General features: G+C 58.6%; 16 protein-coding genes. 8 read left to right on the top strand and 8 right to left on the bottom strand.

Going from position 1 to position 16,539, the window contains the following annotated elements; all coding sequences use genetic code 11:
• Nucleotides 1–111: 111 nt before the first annotated feature.
• The gene (locus tag JFT66_RS01160) at nucleotides 112–1,593 is read right to left on the bottom strand and encodes a methyl-accepting chemotaxis protein (RefSeq protein ID WP_034118835.1); all 1,482 of its coding nucleotides are present in this window, start codon (nucleotides 1,591–1,593) and stop codon (nucleotides 112–114) included.
• A gap of 96 nt (nucleotides 1,594–1,689) precedes the next feature.
• A complete protein-coding gene (locus tag JFT66_RS01155; protein ID WP_034118836.1) occupies nucleotides 1,690–2,496 on the bottom strand; it encodes a TatD family hydrolase in 807 nt (268 codons plus the stop codon).
• A 236-nt stretch (nucleotides 2,497–2,732) separates the two neighbouring features.
• Here JFT66_RS01155 and JFT66_RS01150 point away from each other — a divergent pair, with 236 nt between their 5' ends.
• The 3 genes from JFT66_RS01150 to JFT66_RS01140 all read left to right on the top strand — a co-directional run bounded on the left by JFT66_RS01150 (nucleotide 2,733) and on the right by JFT66_RS01140 (nucleotide 5,261).
• Nucleotides 2,733–4,154, top strand: a complete 1,422-nt coding sequence (locus JFT66_RS01150; protein WP_198858619.1) for a transglycosylase SLT domain-containing protein — start codon at nucleotides 2,733–2,735, stop codon at nucleotides 4,152–4,154.
• Nucleotides 4,155–4,256: 102 nt separating this feature from the next.
• On the top strand, nucleotides 4,257–4,691 hold the full coding sequence (locus JFT66_RS01145) for a DoxX family protein (protein WP_034118838.1): 435 nt from the start codon (nucleotides 4,257–4,259) through the stop codon (nucleotides 4,689–4,691).
• 261 nt (nucleotides 4,692–4,952) lie between these two features.
• Entirely contained in the window at nucleotides 4,953–5,261 is a 309-nt protein-coding gene (locus JFT66_RS01140; RefSeq protein WP_034118951.1) for a hypothetical protein, read from the top strand.
• A gap of 4 nt (nucleotides 5,262–5,265) precedes the next feature.
• On the opposite strand, the gene JFT66_RS01135 is transcribed toward JFT66_RS01140, so the two are convergent.
• Genes JFT66_RS01135 through JFT66_RS01125 form a run of 3 tightly spaced genes read right to left on the bottom strand, consistent with a single transcriptional unit; the run spans nucleotide 5,266 to nucleotide 8,672 of the window.
• Nucleotides 5,266–7,008 (bottom strand): Gldg family protein, encoded by a 1,743-nt coding sequence (locus JFT66_RS01135; RefSeq protein ID WP_153837797.1) that lies wholly within the window; start codon nucleotides 7,006–7,008, stop codon nucleotides 5,266–5,268.
• A 15-nt stretch (nucleotides 7,009–7,023) separates the two neighbouring features.
• Nucleotides 7,024–7,749, bottom strand: coding sequence for an ABC transporter permease (locus JFT66_RS01130; protein WP_034118840.1), 726 nt, complete (start codon nucleotides 7,747–7,749; stop codon nucleotides 7,024–7,026).
• Nucleotides 7,746–8,672, bottom strand: a complete 927-nt coding sequence (locus JFT66_RS01125) for an ABC transporter ATP-binding protein (protein WP_153837799.1) — start codon at nucleotides 8,670–8,672, stop codon at nucleotides 7,746–7,748. The genes JFT66_RS01130 and JFT66_RS01125 overlap by 4 nt, the downstream gene beginning before the upstream one ends.
• A gap of 241 nt (nucleotides 8,673–8,913) precedes the next feature.
• Between JFT66_RS01125 and JFT66_RS01120 the strand changes: the two genes are divergently transcribed.
• Both JFT66_RS01120 and greB read left to right on the top strand, forming a co-directional pair.
• On the top strand, nucleotides 8,914–9,912 hold the full coding sequence (locus JFT66_RS01120) for a hypothetical protein (protein ID WP_198858618.1): 999 nt from the start codon (nucleotides 8,914–8,916) through the stop codon (nucleotides 9,910–9,912).
• A 112-nt stretch (nucleotides 9,913–10,024) separates the two neighbouring features.
• The gene (greB, locus tag JFT66_RS01115; protein ID WP_034118843.1) at nucleotides 10,025–10,498 is read left to right on the top strand and encodes a transcription elongation factor GreB; all 474 of its coding nucleotides are present in this window, start codon (nucleotides 10,025–10,027) and stop codon (nucleotides 10,496–10,498) included.
• 44 nt (nucleotides 10,499–10,542) lie between these two features.
• Here the strand turns inward: greB and JFT66_RS01110 are convergent, their stop codons facing one another.
• Nucleotides 10,543–13,053 (bottom strand): ABC transporter permease, encoded by a 2,511-nt coding sequence (locus JFT66_RS01110; RefSeq protein WP_153870577.1) that lies wholly within the window; start codon nucleotides 13,051–13,053, stop codon nucleotides 10,543–10,545.
• Nucleotides 13,053–13,736, bottom strand: coding sequence for an ABC transporter ATP-binding protein (locus JFT66_RS01105; protein WP_005786391.1), 684 nt, complete (start codon nucleotides 13,734–13,736; stop codon nucleotides 13,053–13,055). Before JFT66_RS01105 ends, JFT66_RS01110 begins: the two co-directional genes overlap by 1 nt.
• A gap of 10 nt (nucleotides 13,737–13,746) precedes the next feature.
• Between JFT66_RS01105 and JFT66_RS01100 the strand changes: the two genes are divergently transcribed.
• The 3 genes from JFT66_RS01100 (at nucleotide 13,747) to JFT66_RS01090 (ending at nucleotide 15,763) form a co-directional block, all read left to right on the top strand.
• Nucleotides 13,747–14,352 carry an arylesterase gene (locus JFT66_RS01100; RefSeq protein WP_034118845.1) on the top strand — a complete coding sequence of 202 codons (606 nt, stop codon included), beginning with the start codon at nucleotides 13,747–13,749 and terminating at the stop codon, nucleotides 14,350–14,352.
• 58 nt (nucleotides 14,353–14,410) lie between these two features.
• Nucleotides 14,411–14,704: a hypothetical protein gene (locus JFT66_RS01095; RefSeq protein ID WP_016972348.1), complete on the top strand. Its 294-nt coding sequence runs from the start codon at nucleotides 14,411–14,413 to the stop codon at nucleotides 14,702–14,704.
• Nucleotides 14,705–14,800: 96 nt separating this feature from the next.
• Nucleotides 14,801–15,763 carry a L,D-transpeptidase family protein gene (locus JFT66_RS01090; protein ID WP_198858617.1) on the top strand — a complete coding sequence of 321 codons (963 nt, stop codon included), beginning with the start codon at nucleotides 14,801–14,803 and terminating at the stop codon, nucleotides 15,761–15,763.
• A 171-nt stretch (nucleotides 15,764–15,934) separates the two neighbouring features.
• Here JFT66_RS01090 and oprI read toward each other — a convergent pair whose 3' ends face one another.
• Nucleotides 15,935–16,186, bottom strand: coding sequence for an outer membrane lipoprotei OprI (gene oprI / locus JFT66_RS01085; protein WP_003172710.1), 252 nt, complete (start codon nucleotides 16,184–16,186; stop codon nucleotides 15,935–15,937).
• Between the last annotated feature and the right edge of the window lie 353 nt (nucleotides 16,187–16,539).

The raw sequence follows: 16,539 nt of genomic DNA, 5'->3' as shown, positions 1-16,539 counted from the left end.
TTGGCGGGTAAAAGAAGCCGGCGTTATCCGCTGAGAAGGCTAGGAGGTTTCGCTAAAGCTTCGGATAAACAGAGGGGTAAACGTAGGAGTTGGATTACAGGCTGATTGGTCTTACAGCTTCAGTTGCCCAATCGCCTTGCTCAACTCCCCGGCTAACGTCGCCAGTTCATTGCTGGTGGTTGCCGACGCCACGGTCTGCTGCACGGTGTTTTCGGTCACATCGCGAATGCTCACCACGGCGCGGTTCATCTCTTCGGCGACATGGCTTTGCTGTTCAGCGGCCACGGCGATCTGGGTATTGCTCTCGCGCATCTGCGCCACGGCAGCGGTGATTTCAGCCAGTGCGGCACCCGCTTCCTGTGCTTGTTGCACGCAGTCATCGGCCTTGAACGAGCTTTCCTGCATGAAGTCCACTGCGTCGCGGGTGCCGGCTTGCAGTGCCGAGACCATGCGGGTGATTTCGTCGGTGGAGCTTTGTACGCGCTTGGCCAGGTTGCGTACTTCGTCGGCGACCACGGCAAAACCTCGGCCCATTTCCCCGGCGCGGGCGGCTTCGATGGCGGCGTTGAGGGCGAGCAGGTTGGTCTGTTCGGCGATGCTGTGGATCACCCCCACCACGCCGTTGATTTTCTGGCTGTCTTCGGCGAGTTTCTGGATCATTTCGGCGGTCTGTTGCACGCCGGTGGACAGCCCGGCGATCGAGCGCTGTACCCGGGTCACCACTTCCTGGCCGCTGCCGGCGAGGGTGTCGGCGGTCTGGGACAAGTCGCGGGTGGCGCCGGCGTGCTGGGCGATATGGTAAACGGTGGCGGTCATCTCGTTGATGGCAGTGGCGGCCTGGTCGGTTTCGCTTTGCTGGCCGAGCATGCCGTGCTGAACCTCGTTCATGCTGCTGGCCAGGCGTGCGGCACCGTCATCCAGTTGCCGGGCGGTGCGTGCCACGGTATTGACCACCCGCTGGTAGCCGGCTTGCATGGCATTGAAGGCGCTGGCCATCTGGCCGACTTCATCCTTGCAGGCCAAGGGCACGCGCGCCGACAGGTCGCCGGTTTTCTCAACGTGCAGCATCACGTCCTTGAGGGTGTTGAGTTGGCTGAGCAGGAAGCGGATCAACAACTGCGAGGCGCCGAGCATGGCCAGCATCAGAACAGCCACGGCGACGGCGTAGTTGGCGAAGCGTTCACTGAACACTTGGCTCAGGCTTGGCGCGTAGGCCAGTACGGCGACGTGTTGACCGTCGGCGCGGCTGATCACCTCGGCGCCCATCAGTGGGTTTTCGCCGAACAATGGCATGTGATTGATTTCGACCCAACCGCTGGCAGTGCTCAAGGCTGAAAGATCCAGGTCGGCAAGTTGTGGGATTTGCCCTTGGGCATAGGTGAGCCAATGCTCGCCAGCGGGCAGGGCTTGGTCGGCTGGCCACGCGCTGAGCAATCGCCCCTGGGCCTGGGCCGATGCCTGGGACGCATGGCTGCGCGCCTGTTGTTCGAGCTGTACGGCGTACAGCACCAGCAACAGAGTGGTGATGAAGGCGACCGCGTTGACGGCCCAGAATTTGTACTTGAGCGAGATATTGCTAAGCCAGGCACCCATGGAAGGTTTTCTCTGATAGCGGAAACAGTATTGGCAAGGTGCCATTATTGTGCCGCTACTCAGGAAAGGGGTTTTGACATGGGTCAATGCGCCCCATCACGCCACGGCAGGCAAGCCGAAAAAGCGACGGGCGCAGGCGGTGCTATGGGCTGCCAGGTCTTCCATGGTTTCGTTGCGGTGCAGGGCAACCTCGCGCAGTACCTGCGGCAAGTACGCCGGTTCATTGCGGCCGTTCTTTGGCTTGGGGCGCAGGGTGCGTGGCAGCAGGTAGGGGGCGTCGCTTTCCAGCATCAGACGGCCCCGGGGGATTTCCCTGACCAGTGGATGCAGGTGTGTCCCACGGCGCTCGTCGCAGATCCAGCCGGTAATGCCAATGTGCAAGTCGAGGTCCAGGTAGCTGAACAGCGCCGCTTGTTCGCCGGTAAAGCAGTGCACCACGGCGGCTGGCAGGTGGTCGCGGTAGCTCTTGAGGATATCCAGCAGGCGCTGGTTGGCGTCGCGTTCGTGAAGAAACACCGGCAGTTTCAGCTCGACGGCCAGGGCCAGGTGTTCTTCGAGAACCTTTTCCTGCTGTGGACGAGGGGAAAAGTCCCGGTTGAAATCCAGCCCGCATTCACCCACGGCGCGCACTCGGCTTTCACCGAGCAAGCCGCGTAAGCGTTGGGCGCTGTCGCCATTCCAGTCGCTGGCGGAGTGAGGGTGGATGCCGGCGGTACTGAACAAGCGCTGGCCGCTTTCATCGAGTTTTACGCATAGCTCCAACGCCTGTTCGCTGCCCTCGACGCTGGTACCCGTGAGCACCAATTGCTGCACGCCAGCGGCGTAGGCACGCTCGAGAACGGCCTGGTGCCTCTCGTCGAAACTGGGGTTGGTCAGGTTGACGCCGATATCAATGAGTTGCATGGTGCTATCTCCGCCTGCGGCCGGAAAGCATATCAGAGCTGTAGATTTATAAGAAAAACCAAGAACTACAACGCGTTATCGCTGTCTTTGAACGTCGCAAGCGACATTGTGATTAGCCTGTTGCTCGTCACCGTGCCGCCATTGCGTGCCTTGCCAGCGCATGAAGCGCTCTGTTTCTGACCTCCAGCACTCCGTTATTCGCGAAGGCGCTGGCCAGTTTTCTTTCCGGAGAGCGGATGATCCGATTCTCGGCGTTGTTTGTGTTGTGCTTGACGTTGGTGCTGCCCATGGCGGCGGTCGCACGTCTGGACGGGCCGCTGGAAGTGACCAAGCCCGGTAAGGTGCGTGACCTGGCGCAAATTCGTTCCAGTCGTACCCTGCGGGTGTTGGTCAACCAGAGCCGCAACAGCTCCGGTGAAGTGCAGGGCCAGGCCATCGGTGTCGAATACCATCGGTTGCGCGCCTTCGAGCAATACCTCAATGGCCATGCCCGCGATGGGCAGGAAATCAACCTCAAGATCATCCCCAAGGCCAAGGACCAACTGCTCGGCGCGTTGGCCCGTGGCGAAGGCGACCTGGTGGCGCCTGGTGAGTTGCTGGATGTGAAGGCTGCGCACAAGATCAGTACCAGCGACCCGATTGTCAGCGATGTGCCGCTGTGGTTGGTCGGGGTGAAGGGGGAGAGACGGTTTACCAAGCTGGAGCAACTGTCTGGTCGCACGCTGACCCTGACCACTGGCAGTGCGGCGGCGGATGCCATCAGTCAGGTCAATCAGAAACTGGCGCTGCACAAGCGCCCGCCAGTGAAAGTCGAATGGGTGGACCCGAGCCTGGCGGTGGAAGACGTCTTGGAGATGGTCCAGGCCGGCATCTTTCACCTGACCATCGTGGAAAAACCGATTGCCGAACGCTGGTCGAAAATCCTGCCCAAGTTGCGCTTTGACAAACAGGTCGTGATCAGCGAGCCGGGCGACGAGTTCTGGTTTGTGCGTCAGGATGCGTCGATGCTCAGGGCCAGCATCGATCGATTCCTCAAGACCTATCGAACCCCTTCCGATCAGGATGTGGCATTCCAGCGTATCTATCGACGCCTCTACCAGGTGCGCAACCCGCTGGCGCGCGCCGACCGCCAGCGCCTGGAAAAACTGCGCCCGGTCCTGCAAAAACATGCGCGTGAGCAAGGCATGGACTGGTTGAACCTGGCTGCATTGGCGTTCAAGGAGTCTTCCCTGGACCCTGGTGCTCGCAATAGCGGCGGCCCGACCGGCCTCATGCAGATCACGCCTTCGGCGGCGCAGCGGGTGGGGGTCAACAATATCGAGAGTCTCGACACTAACGTGCAAGCTGGCGCGCGTTACCTGGCGATGATCCGGCGTAAATTTTTCTCCAGCCCCAAGCTCAACGAGCGCGAGCGCATGGCCTTTGTGCTGGCGGCTTACAACATGGGGCCGGAGCGGGTGCAGGGTATGCGTACCGAGGCCAAGCGCCGCGGGCTCAACCCTAATCAGTGGTTCTTCCAGGTTGAACGTATCGCCATGGAGCAGGTAGGGATGGGCGGTGTCAGCTATGTTAATAGCGTCAACAAGTATTACTTGGCGTTCGATCGGGAGCGAGAGTCCCTGGAACCGCCAGCGCCGAAAATCGCCTCTCGCAAATAATCGATTTTATCGATATTAATAAGGCATTATTTCGGCTTTTGTTATTGCTTAAACTGATTAATATAGCGGCCAACCAACCCTACCTGGAAAAGGATTTACGACATGAGCCCAATGATCACACGCGTTCTGTCCACCCGCGCTGGCTACGGCCTGACAATTCTGCGCATTTTTGTCGGCATCATATTCGCCGCCCACGGCTCGCAAAAGCTCTTTGGCTGGTTTGGCGGTGGCGGCCTGGCGGGTACCGCACAATGGATGGAAAGCATCGGCCTGGCGCCGGGCACCCTGATGGCGGTGCTGTCCGGCGGTACCGAGTTTTTCGCCGGCCTGGCCCTGATCATCGGTTTACTCGCTCGCCCTGCGGCGCTGGGCCTGACCTTCCTGACGCTGGTAGCGATCTTCTCGGTGCACATCCACAACGGTTTGTTCATGGCCAACAACGGTTATGAGTTCGCACTGGCCTTGCTCGGCGGGGCGCTGGCGGTGTTGCTGGAAGGCGCCGGTAAACTGTCTGTCGACCGCGCGATCGCTCACTGATCGTTTCGCAAGCTGCGCAAAAAGGCCCGCATGTGCGGGCCTTTTCGTTGCTCGGGATTCGTGACACTGCCCCACCGGCTTCTCTAGGATGCTGCTCATGCGCCGATTTAAACAGCTAATTGCGGGGCGCCACTGGGACTCGATGCAGCCCCGACAGAAGTACGCTCCCTCCTGCAGGGAACACTTTGAAATACCGCTAAAGCGCTGGTTCGGTGTTGCCTCTCACCTGCCCGCAGACTTTTGAGGCAGAGACACGAGATGATGAATGCACTACGCCCCCTCATACGCCTGGCCCCGATCACCGCGGACCTGACACAACGCAATCCGAAAATCCTGCTGGGCGGTAAGCACCAGCCGACATTGCTGCGTTACCTGGACGGCTGGCCACGCCGCTCCGGTCGGCCTTCGGCCTTCCTGATCCAGTTTGTTGAAGACGGCGACTCCCTGGCGCGTTTTGCCACGAACAGTTTCGACCTTGCAGTCATCCAGGCGCCCAGTGCTGACGAAGCCAATGAGGTAATCCGCCAATTGACACGCATTGCCCGGCAAGGGCTGATTGCTCGTCGCTGAGGAGTCAGTGGACGGCTGCGATTGCAAAGGCCCGACGTCGACGTTGATACAGAAACAGGAACAAGGCGATCAGGCCTGACAGTAGCGGCATCGCTGTGACCAGCAGCCATTTCAGCGTTTGTTCGAAGCGGTGCAACGACGCGTATGCCTCGGTCTTGAGTGCATGCAACTCGATGGGCAGTTGCAGGCGCTCCTTGTTGAGTGCCTGCAAGTGGGTATTGGTATCCACAACCTGCGTGACGAGGCTTGCATGCGGTGGATTCAACCTTTCCCAGGCTTTCTCTGAATGCTCGAGTCGTCGTTCCAGCTCACCCGAACTTTTTCGATAACTTTGGGCAGCGGCGTCGCGCATGAGATCGAGCCTGTGCAGTGGTTGGGTCACGACACGGGGTCGAATACGCCTGAGTACCTCGGGCGCCGCCAGGTTATCCAATGTATTCAATACAAACTGCACGTTGCTGTTGGGACGGGCGTTGCTGACAGCGTCCGCGAGCAAGTCGGTGTCGGCCACGACCACCATCTGGATCTGCTCAGCCCTTTGCAGGCTCGGCGGTTGGCCCTTGAGCCCGTCGGGGAACGCCGAATAGGCGGGCCCCTCAAGGCGGGCGGCGATCACATGGTGCTGCCCTGAAGTAGCGGTTTCATCGATAAGTGAATCAAACGAGGTAGCAGACGCAAAGCGCTTTGCGTCCAACAGCGCGGACTGCCGGGAGCTCTGTAGCAGGGGGGTGAATCGCATACGGTTCTTTGTGGTCAAGGAGAGCGCACCGCTGCTTGATACGGTTACGGCACCCAGTCTCCAGGCGCTGATATCCGTCGCGGTCATTGCCTGTCGTGGCAGTTCTAGCCTGGCCGGGTGCAGTACCGTCGGCATTCCGGGGCCTGGCGTGGCTGATAAGGCATAGAGATTATCGACCAACAGCTTGTCCGCAGGCATTTGTATGCCCCAAGCGGTCAGCAGCCCCTCCAGCAGGGTGTTAGCCGATACGGCGTCCGCTCCTATCTCGCTCACGGGGTCGATAAAGATCATCAGCTTGGTGCCTCTCAATACCGATTGATCGATGGCGTACAGCGCCCGCTGGGGTAGGGCGCGTGGCTGTACGACCATCAAGGTACTTATCGATGGAGGCACTTGAACGATGTCCGATGCCAGCTCCACCACATTGAATTGTTCGCGCATCTGTTCCAACAACTCGCCGGCAGGTTGATCTAACGGCAACCCCGACAACAGGCCGATGGTGGGGCGTTCAGGGTGCATTAATTTATGGATAAGGTGGCTGATTTCATATTCAAGAAGCGACTCATGCTCGGGGCTGAACACTTCGATGCGTTGGGTGCCGTGGCCGGCACGCGTACCGATAAGGCCAAGGAACCCTTGTGCTCCATCAAGACCAAACAGGCCGGCTTTGTACGCGTCTTCGGAAAACGGAGTGGGGTCGATAATATGTAGATTGATCATGCCGTTGGCAGCTTTTTCGAACGTCTTGAGCAAGTCTTCCACGCGTCGGCCATAACGTTTCAAAACCTGGTTTTTTTGAGGGGCATTGAGCGCGTTGAAGTAATACAGGTCCAGTGGGCTTTCAAGTGTTGTGAGCAGTTGCCGCGCCGCTGGCGATAAGGTGTGGATTTTTTCTTGTGAAAAGTCCCAGCGTATATTGGGTAGTTTAGGTACCCAGACTAGATTGAAGGCCAGGAACAGTAGTGATATGACAATCAATGTCATACCCGCGCGAATAGCGGATCCCATCAGTGGCTTTCCTTCTCAGCTGTCTTTGTAGTTGAGTGTGATGGTCGTCGCAGAAAGAAAAGCAATGATCAGGCTTATGAAATACAGGCTGTCATGCAGTGTCAGCTTGCCGTTATCCATCGTGCTGAAGCGGGCAATAGGGTCAAGGGACATCAAGCTCTCGACGATCCAAATCGGTGTTTGGTATTCAAGTGCATCCAGCATTGAGGAAAGCCCACTGGCGGTCAGTAACAAGCCCAGCGTGAACAGGAAAATCATGATGCGTTGGTTCGCAATCACACATATCAGGCAACCTACAGACAGATAACTTCCGGCCAGTAACCAGCTGGCCAGGAACTGTGACGCGATAACGGTATTGTCAGCCGTGCCTAGGTAATTGACGGCGATCACCAAGGGGAAATTAAACAGCAACGCGATGCCACATACGGTCCATGCCGCCATAAACTTTCCAATTACCCGTTCCATCGAGGTGACAGGCAAGGATTTGAGCGTGTCGTCAAAACCGGTGTTGTATTCATCCGACCACAATTGCGTCGATAAAATGGGTACCAGCAGTAGGTAGAGCCAGGGGTGTAGCTCGAAGAATGCCTGCAAATCACTGCTGTTTCGCTCCATCCAGTGATTGGTGTGTAGTCCCAACGTCGCACTCAGCACGAGGAAAACCGCCACACTCAGATAAGTGGTGGGTGAAGAGGCGTAGCTGGCGAGTTGTCGTGTGAAAATGATGGGTAGCAGTCTCAAGATGTTACCTCTTGGCTCAGATGATGAACGACGTCGTTCAGGCGACCTGGCTCTAGATTCAGTGACGTAATGTTCCAGCCTCTGTGTGTGATGAGCGCGTTGATTGACGGGAAGATGTTGTGCCCGGGCATGGCCAGAACAGTCACCCTGCCTGGTGAGTGCCGGTCTTCTTCGATTCCTGCAACGCCGGGCAACACGGCAAGTGCCAGCAGATCCAGAGGGGTGTCTGCTGCCAGGGTCACCGCCTGGTAATGCCGGGAGCTGCGCTGCAAATCAGGCAGTGAGGCGTCGGCCACCATGCGCCCACTGGCGATAACCAAGGCACGGGTGCAGATGTCCGCCAGCTCGTTGTACTGGCGGGACGCGATAATGACCGTCATGTCCTCGGTCAGGGACTGGACGAGAGTCCTGAATTTAAGCCGCTGGTCAGGGCATAGCCCGTCTGTGGGTTCATCCAGCAGCAGCAGGGTTGGGGAATGCAGAAGAGCCTGAGCAATTGCAACTCTGCGCTTCACGCCAAGGGGAAGTACGCCGAGGGGGCAGTTGAGCACGGGCAGCAGCTCCAGCCGCGTGGCTACCCGCTCTACTTGGCTGCGCTTTTCGACACCGCTCAAACCTCGAATGCCAGCAATAAAATTGATCACACTTTTGACGGACATCGTGTGATGGTTGAGGCCGCCTTGGAGTTGGTAGCCAACGGCTTTTTTGGCTTGAAGTGAATGGGTCTGGGTGTTGAAACCCTGGATACTGATTTGCCCTGAAGTCGGTTTGATCACACCGGCGATCAAGCTCAGCAGGGTTGTTTTGCCTGCACCACTCTCTCCCAGCAGGCCCAGACACTCCTGGCGCTTGGCACTGAAGGAGAAGTTGTTGATTACGCTTGTTCTGCCCAGCTTTTTTGTCAGGTTGCTTATCTCGATCATATGTTTACCGAATAAGTTTGCCGGGGCGCGTTAGAAGGTGCCTGTTGTATTAGGAGGAGCTTTAAAAAGGGTACGTTTAATAGTTGTGCTTGGGAACGCGAGGCGCGACTAATAAGAAGAATCCTACGTTCGGATCGATAATTCGCTGAAACAATTGTTTCGTTTTGAACGCTTATTAATATTCGGATGTTTATCTGGTGTTTATATAAAGTTCTATCTTTTGTAATGAGGCCTGATTGCCATGATGCTTCTACGTACCCTTGTTCTTGAACGCGACAATGAGGAGGCGCCCGTGAACGGCGCGCTGCTCTGTGGGTTTGCTGTCGCTCAAACGGCCTCGAACTTTCTTGTGTATAGCCTCGATGAAGAGGCCGAACCCGGTCACTCCAGGGTCTACATCGCCGTTCTGCGTAAAAAGCTCGAGCGCTACTTCCTGAGCGGCGTTGATTCGAAAGAGGATTTGCAGGTTGCGATGCAAGTCTTCAAGCAAATTCTGATGCCGGCGGCTGCATCGGGCTCCAGGACAAGCCCGATGGCCGAACCACAGGTTCCCTTTCATTTCATTGACTTGAAGGGGTGCAGGTTACCGCCTGCCCGACCCGAGGATCATCACTCGGTCATTATCAAGAAAGCACTGGTCATGAAGGTGATCACGTTGGGCATGTCAGCCCCCGCGTTGCCCGCAATCGAAAGCAATACGGTGATCGTGCCGTCTATTCGCTTTTCATCGCAAATGGTTGCACCGCCCAGAAACACGAGTCACCCGAAGATCGCGCCACCGCCTGTGGATGAAGATTACGTAGAAGAGCCGGTGCGATCGTTTGTCGCGATACCGGAGTCGCAAGTTGAGGCCAGTACCGTGCCTTTTCAGGTTGAGCAACCCGAAATAGAACTGCCCAAAGAACCTGCGCCATTGGAGCAAGAGTCTTTGCTTGAGATGGACAGCACGTTGAGTAATCTCGCCAAGGTCGCTCAGGAGCTGACGCAGAAAAGGCGTGCTGTCCTGGAAAAAGAAGAGATGCTTGAACAGTGGCAGGCTCGGCTGCAACAGCAGCAAAACCAGTTGGATGAAAAGCATCGTGAATTGGAGCAGCTCCATACTCAACTGCAGGATCAGGAGTCAGAGGTTAGCCAGAAGGCTGAAAAGTTGGCGATGATGATGTCGCAACTGTCAGGCATGCGCCAGCACCTGCAGGGTACGCTCCTCGGATTGAATCAGGTCCTGGATGGCCAGGGATAAGCCGATGGGCTCGCCGCCCGGGTTCATTTATCATCACTCCCCTCCAGCCAACACCTGGGCATGACGCCTTGGCGTATTGGCACCATTGGACACTGCCTGGGGATGCAAGCGTTTGAGTACCAAGCTGATTACCAAAGAAGGCCATGAAGCGCTTAAAAAAGAGCTGGATTACCTATGGCGTGAAAAGCGTCCAGACACTACTCGTAAAGTGACGTGGGCGGCGTCCCTGGGGGATCGCAGCGAAAACGCGGATTACCAGTACAACAAGAAGCTGCTGCGTGAAATCGACCGGCGGGTGCGCTACCTGCGTAAACGCCTGGAAGACATGCGCGTGGTGGAGTACATGCCCGAGCAGGAGGGAAAGGTGTTTTTCGGTGCATGGGTCGAAATCGAAAACGAAGCGGGTGATACCAAGCGTTTTCGCATCGTGGGCTATGACGAGATTTACGACCGTATGGATTACATCTCCATCGACTCACCCATGGCCCGCGCCCTGCTGCGCAAGGAGGTGGACGACGAGGCAATCGTACAGACACCCGGTGGTGAAGTGTGTTGGTGGATCACTAAGATCGAATATGTGAAATAGCGGTGAGGGTCCGTGCTCTGGGCAGGGTACGGACCCTCTGCGTATCAGCCTTCGCGCAATACGGTCAGCGGGCTGGCATTCAGTGCGCGGCGGGTCCCGAATACACCGGCTGCACCGATGAGCAAGGCACCGATCACGGGCAGCAGCAACAGCCACGGGTGGGGATGCCACGCCAGGTCAAAGGCGTAACGGTACAGTACCCAGGTCACCAGCTCCGTCCCCAGTGCCGCCAGCAGGCCGCTGACGGCGCCGAGCAGGCCGAACTCAATGCGGCGCGCCTTGACCAGCAACCTGCGCTCGGCACCCAGTGCACGTAGTAGCGCACCTTGGCGGATTCGTTCATCCAGGGTGGCCTGCAGGCCGGAGAACAACACCGCCATTCCCGCCGCCAGCACAAACAACAGTACGTACTCCACCGCCAGGGTCACTTGGGCCAGGATGCTGCGCAACTGCTCCAGCAGAGCTTCCACCTGCAGGATGGTGACGGCCGGGAAGGCCCGTGACAGGTCGACGATCTGTTGGTCATGCCCGGGCGCCAGATAGAAACTGGTCAGGTAGGTAGCGGGCAGATCCTTCAAGGTGCCCGGTTGGAAAATCATGAAGAAGTTGGGCTGGAAGTTATCCCAGTTGATGGTCCGCAGGCTGGTGACCCGTGCCTCGCGGTTTTCCCCGCCTATGGTGAATAACAGGTGGTCGTTGAGCTTGAGTTTCAGACTCTCGGCTACCTTGGCTTCCACCGACACGCCAGGAATTTCATCGCTCGGTTGCGCCGACCACCAGGCGCCTGCCGTCAGGACGTTACCCGGCGGCAGGTCGGCAGCCCAGGTCAGGCTCAGGTCGCGTTGAATGGCACGGTCGCCGCTGGAGTCCTTGCTGACGATTTCCTGCACGGGCTCGCCATTGATGCTGATCAACCGCCCCGGCACCACCGGGTACAGCGGCGCTGCTTGCGCCTGTACCTCCAACAGGCGGGCGCCAAAGGCGTCCTTGTCGGCGGGCAGGATATTCAGCGCGAAGTAGTTCGGCGCGTCCTTGGGCAATTGGTTTTGCCAGGTGTCGAGCAACTCGCCTCGCAACAGCGCGATCAACCCCATCGACAGCAGGATCAAGCCAAATGCCAGGGATTGGCCTGCCGCCGCCAGCGGGTGGCGCAGCAATTGGCCCAGGCCCAGGCGCCAGGGTAGGGAGGCGCGAGCCAATAACCGTCGCAGGCTTTGCAACAGCAACAGCAGCAAGCCACCAAGGATCAACGCCGCCACCACGCCGCCACCCAGCAAAGCGAAGGTCAATACCAGGTCCAGGCTCAGGCGCCACATGATCAGGCCCAAGGCGAAGAGCGCCGCGCCGTAGACCATCCAGGTACTTGATGGAATCGGCAGTAAATCGCGGCGCAATACCCGCAGCGGCGGTACGCGACCCAGCGCAGCCAACGGCGGCAGCGCGAAGCCGGCGAGGGCAACGAGCCCGGTACCGATCCCCGCAACCGCCGGCAGCAGCCCACCCGCAGGCACGTCGGCGGGTAGCAGATCGTGCAGGAAGTAGAACAGGCCAAATTGAGCAAGCCAGCCGAGCAGGGCGCCGGCCAGGCTCGCCAGCAGGCCGAGTACGCTCAGTTGCAGGCTGAACAGCAACATGGCTTCACGCCGCGACAACCCCAGGCAACGCAATAACGCGCTGGCATCGAAACGTCGGCTGGCGAAGCGGTTGGCCGAGAGCGCCACGGCCACGCCAGCCAGCAGCACCGCCACCAGGCTGGCCATGTTCAGGTAGCGCTCGGCTTTGCCCAGGGCGCCGCCGATCTGCTGGTTGCCATCACGGGAGTCTTGCAGGCGCTGGTTGGCGGCAAGGCCTGGCTTGACCAGGTCGCGATAGGTTTGCAGTGCGGTGCTGCCTTGCGGTGCGCGCCACAGTTCGCGGTAGCTCACACGACTGCCCGGCTGGACCACACCGGTGGCGTCCAGGTCAGTAAGGTTGATCATCACCCTGGGCGTGAGGCTGTAGAAGTTGCCGGCGCGGTCAGGCTCATAGGTCAGGATGCGCGCCAGGCGCAAGGTCTTCATGCCGACATCAATGCTGTCGCCGACTTTCAGGTCCAGCGCGGTCAGCAGCCTTGCTTCCACCCAGGCTTCGCCGGGTTTGGGGCCGCCGCCCGGAGTTTGTGTTCCGAAGGGCTCAGCGCTGCTTTTCAGCTCGCCGCGCAATGGGTACTGCTCGTTGACTGCCTTGATACTGGAGAGCTGGATACCATTGTCCGTGGCGATAACACTGGAGAACTCCACGATGCGGGCGTGATCCAGACCCAGTTCGGTTCCCGATCTGATTTGCTCGGGGCGGGCTGGGGAGCTGCCTTCGAGCACCAGGTCGGCGCCCAGGAACTCGGTGGCGCGCAGCAGCATGGCGCCGTTGAGGCGGGCACCGAAGTAGCCGATGGCGGTGCTCGCCGCCACGGCCACCAGCAAGGCAAAGAACAATACGCGCAGTTCGCCTGCGCGGGCATCGCGCAGTAACTGGCGCATGGCAAGGCTGAACAGGCGTAGCAGCGGCAGGCGTGCCATCAAGGCTCCAGGGGCGCGACCATCAGGCCGGCTTCAAGGCGGATCAGGCGTCGGCAACGGTGGGCCAGGCGCTCGTCGTGGGTGACGAGTACCAGGGTCGTGCCGCTCTCTTTATTGAGCTCGAACAGCAGGTCGCTGATGCGCTCGCCGGTGTGGCTGTCGAGGTTGCCGGTGGGTTCGTCGGCAAACAGCACGTCCGGTTCGGCGGCGAACGCGCGGGCAATGGCCACCCGTTGCTGCTCGCCACCGGACAGCTGGCGTGGCGAGTGGGTCAGGCGTTGACCCAGGCCGACACGTTCCAGTAGATGCCTGGCACGCTCGCGGGCGTCCTTGCGGCCGTCCAGCTCCAGCGGCAACATCACGTTTTCCAGTGCGTTAAGGCTGTCGAGCAATTGGAAGGATTGAAATACAAAACCCACATGTTCGGCACGGATGCGCGCACGCTGGTCTTCGTCAAGGGTGCTCAAGGCTTGCCCGGCCAGGGTGACTTCGCCGCTGCTGGGCAGGTCAAGGCCGGCCAGCAGGCCCAGGAGTGTGGATTTGCCGGAACCGGAACTGCCTACGATAGCCAGGCTATCGCCCTTGTTCAGTTCCAGGCTCAGTTCGTGCAGGATAGTCAGTTCACCTTCCGCGCTGGGAACCACTTTGCTAAGGTTCCGCGCGGTGAGAATGCTTGCGCCCATGGAGAATCCGATGCGAATGTGGTTTTTGAGTGCTGGCCTGGCCTTGATGTGCATGGCCCAGAACGCAGCGGCGGGTACAGTCCTGATCGTTGGCGATAGTATCAGTGCCGGTTTCGGCCTGGATACCCGCAAAGGGTGGGTTGCACTGCTGGAGCAACGCCTCAGGAAGGAGGGGTTTGACGATAAAGTCGTCAATGCTTCGCTCAGCGGCGACACCAGTGCAGGAGGCCTCGCGCGGCTACCCGCGGCGCTTGCAGAGCATAAGCCCGACGTGGTTGTTATCGAGCTTGGGGGCAATGACGGCTTGCGCGGGCAACCGCCGGCGCAATTGAAACAAAATCTTGCGTCGATGATTGACCAATCCAAGGCTGGCGGTGCCAAGGTGCTGCTGTTGGGCATGCAGTTGCCGCCTAATTATGGCCCGCGATACACCACGGCCTTCGCCGACGTCTTTGGCGCGCTGGCCAAGGAAAAAAATATCCCGCTGGTACCGTTTTTCCTTGAAGGCGTGGGGGGTCACCCGGAACTGATGCAGGCTGATCAACTGCACCCGGCGGTCGCAGCCCAGGACAAGTTGCTGGAAAATGTCTGGCCGACGCTAAAACCGCTGCTATGACGCTTTTCTACCGGCAGGCTTTCGGCTAAGGTGGCGCCCCCCTGATCTGGAGCCCTCGATGTCGCGCCCTGCCTGGTCCCTGTTTAACTACCAACTGATCGAGCCGGACGAGCAGCTGGATCTGTTTGCCTGCCAGGAAGTGCGGGTGCATTTGGTGGCGCGCCAATTGGAGTTGGGCGGCTCGATCGACCGCACGCTTTGCGGCACGTTATTGCCTGCACAGCCACGCTGGTCCTCGGTAGATCGTTCGATTTTCCAGGACCAGCGCCTGTGCCCGTTGTGCCGGGCGATTCTCGAATCACAAAAGCGCGGCACGCCGCCAATCTGGCCGGAGCTGCGTTTCGAGCTATAGAAGCAGCTGCAAGCTTTAAGCTATAAGCTGTAAGCTAGCGGCTTGTAGCTTGCAGCTTGTTTTAACCTACCCGTCGTCTTGCGAAGGATTTTCCGGATGTTGTCGCGCCTTTCCGTCGTCACCTGCTGCCTGTCTCTCGCTGCGCTCTGTGCGGCCGGGTCGGCGGCAGCCTTGCAGTTGCCCTTGCCGCCGCCAGGCGAGGACATTGTCGGTCAGGTCCAGGTGATCAAGGCCAAGTACGAAGACACCTTTGCCGACCTGGGCACCACCTACGACTTGGGCTATTCGGAAATGGTCGCGGCCAACCCGGGTGTCGATGCCTGGTTGCCGGGCGCGGGTACTGACATCGTATTGCCGACACGCTTTATCCTCCCGCCCGGGCCGCGGGAAGGCATTGTGATCAACCTGGCGGAATACCGGCTGTACTACTATCCCAAGGGCCAGAACGTCGTCTACACCTTCCCGCTGGGCATTGGGCGTGAAGGTTGGGGTTCGCCGATCGCCCACACCAGTATCATTGCCAAGACGCCGAACCCGACCTGGACGCCACCGGCCTCGATCAAGGCCGAACATGCCGCCAATGGTGATCCGTTGCCCAACGTGGTGCCCGCTGGCCCGGATAACCCGCTGGGGCCGTTCAAGTTCACCCTCGGCACACCGGGTTACCTGATCCACGGTTCCAACATGAAATTTGGTATCGGCACGCGTACCAGCCACGGCTGCTTCCGCATGTTCAATAACAACGTATTGGAGATGGCGGGCATGGTGCCGGTGGGCACGTCGGTGCGCATTATCAACGACGCCTACAAGTTCGGCAGTAGCGGTGGCAAGGTTTACCTGGAAGCGCATACACCGTTGAACGATGACGGCACGCCGTCGGTGGTCGACAAGCACACGGCGGTGATCAACGCGTTGCTCAAGCGCGAGGATTTGGCCAATAACCTGCGGGTGAACTGGGACCAGGTGCGTGATGTCGTTGCGGCTGAAGATGGTTTGCCGACTGAAATTGGCGTACCCGGCGCAGCATCAGCAGCCGCCAGCGCTCCGGTTGACCTGTAGGAGCGAGCTTGCTCGCGAAAAACCTGAGAGCGCTGCGTTAACTCAGCAGACCCGCGTGATCGTTGGCCTCCTTCACGGGCAAGCTCGCTCCTACAAATGGAGTGCCAAGCCCGAGGCAATAAAAAAGCCGATCCAAAAATGGATCGGCTTGATAACAACCCCGGAGGATTATTACTTGCGGCTTGCTTTTTCAAGCATGCGCAGAGCGCGCTCGTTAGCTTCGTCAGCAGTCTGTTGTGCTTTTTGAGCAGCAGCCAGAGCTTCATCAGCTTTACGGTAGGCTTCGTCTGCACGAGCCTGGGAGCGAGCTGCTGCGTCTTCAGTTGCAGTCAGACGAGCTTCGGTTTCTTTGGATACGCTGCTGCAACCGGTAGCCAGAACTGCGGCCAGAGCCAGAGCAGAGAATTTCAGAACGTTGTTCATCGTGTTCCCCTTCAAGGACTTTCAATTAGATGGCTACTTTCTCAGAGTGAGCTAATAGCCGGCGTACATACTACTCATTACTTGTAGTAAGTAAACTGACGTTGCGCAAGAAGCAAAAAAATTTCTTGTGCCGAATCTATTTTGGCTAAGCTTTTGAAGGTTTGTATAAAAACTGTCCAATTTTCTGCATCTCCACGGACATTGGATCCAGGCTGAAAGGGCCGGCCCGCATGTGTTAAGCCTTGTAAATAGATGAAAATTTATATATCGAGGCGAACACTTTCGTTCCGGTTGGCTTTACCGTGGCAGGTATCTTTTGCGCATCTAGAGGTGACTTTAAGAGCGGCAGTTCG

The organism is Pseudomonas sp. MF6755 (assembly GCF_016405635.1).
GTDB lineage: Bacteria > Pseudomonadota > Gammaproteobacteria > Pseudomonadales > Pseudomonadaceae > Aquipseudomonas > Aquipseudomonas haemolytica.
The sequence above is the reverse complement of the archived record's forward strand: the minus strand, read 5'-3'. Positions and strand labels throughout refer to the sequence as shown.

Coding starts and splice junctions, on each gene's coding strand:
- JFT66_RS01160 (WP_034118835.1), bottom strand. CDS start 1,593: ATGGGTGCCTGGCTTAGCAATATCTCGCTCAAGTACAAATTCTGGGCC.
- JFT66_RS01155 (WP_034118836.1), bottom strand. CDS start 2,496: ATGCAACTCATTGATATCGGCGTCAACCTGACCAACCCCAGTTTCGAC.
- JFT66_RS01150 (WP_198858619.1), top strand. CDS start 2,733: ATGATCCGATTCTCGGCGTTGTTTGTGTTGTGCTTGACGTTGGTGCTG.
- JFT66_RS01145 (WP_034118838.1), top strand. CDS start 4,257: ATGAGCCCAATGATCACACGCGTTCTGTCCACCCGCGCTGGCTACGGC.
- JFT66_RS01140 (WP_034118951.1), top strand. CDS start 4,953: ATGAATGCACTACGCCCCCTCATACGCCTGGCCCCGATCACCGCGGAC.
- JFT66_RS01135 (WP_153837797.1), bottom strand. CDS start 7,008: ATGGGATCCGCTATTCGCGCGGGTATGACATTGATTGTCATATCACTA.
- JFT66_RS01125 (WP_153837799.1), bottom strand. CDS start 8,672: ATGATCGAGATAAGCAACCTGACAAAAAAGCTGGGCAGAACAAGCGTA.
- JFT66_RS01120 (WP_198858618.1), top strand. CDS start 8,914: ATGATGCTTCTACGTACCCTTGTTCTTGAACGCGACAATGAGGAGGCG.
- JFT66_RS01110 (WP_153870577.1), bottom strand. CDS start 13,053: ATGGCACGCCTGCCGCTGCTACGCCTGTTCAGCCTTGCCATGCGCCAG.
- JFT66_RS01105 (WP_005786391.1), bottom strand. CDS start 13,736: ATGGGCGCAAGCATTCTCACCGCGCGGAACCTTAGCAAAGTGGTTCCC.
- JFT66_RS01100 (WP_034118845.1), top strand. CDS start 13,747: ATGCGAATGTGGTTTTTGAGTGCTGGCCTGGCCTTGATGTGCATGGCC.
- JFT66_RS01095 (WP_016972348.1), top strand. CDS start 14,411: ATGTCGCGCCCTGCCTGGTCCCTGTTTAACTACCAACTGATCGAGCCG.
- JFT66_RS01090 (WP_198858617.1), top strand. CDS start 14,801: ATGTTGTCGCGCCTTTCCGTCGTCACCTGCTGCCTGTCTCTCGCTGCG.
- oprI (WP_003172710.1), bottom strand. CDS start 16,186: ATGAACAACGTTCTGAAATTCTCTGCTCTGGCTCTGGCCGCAGTTCTG.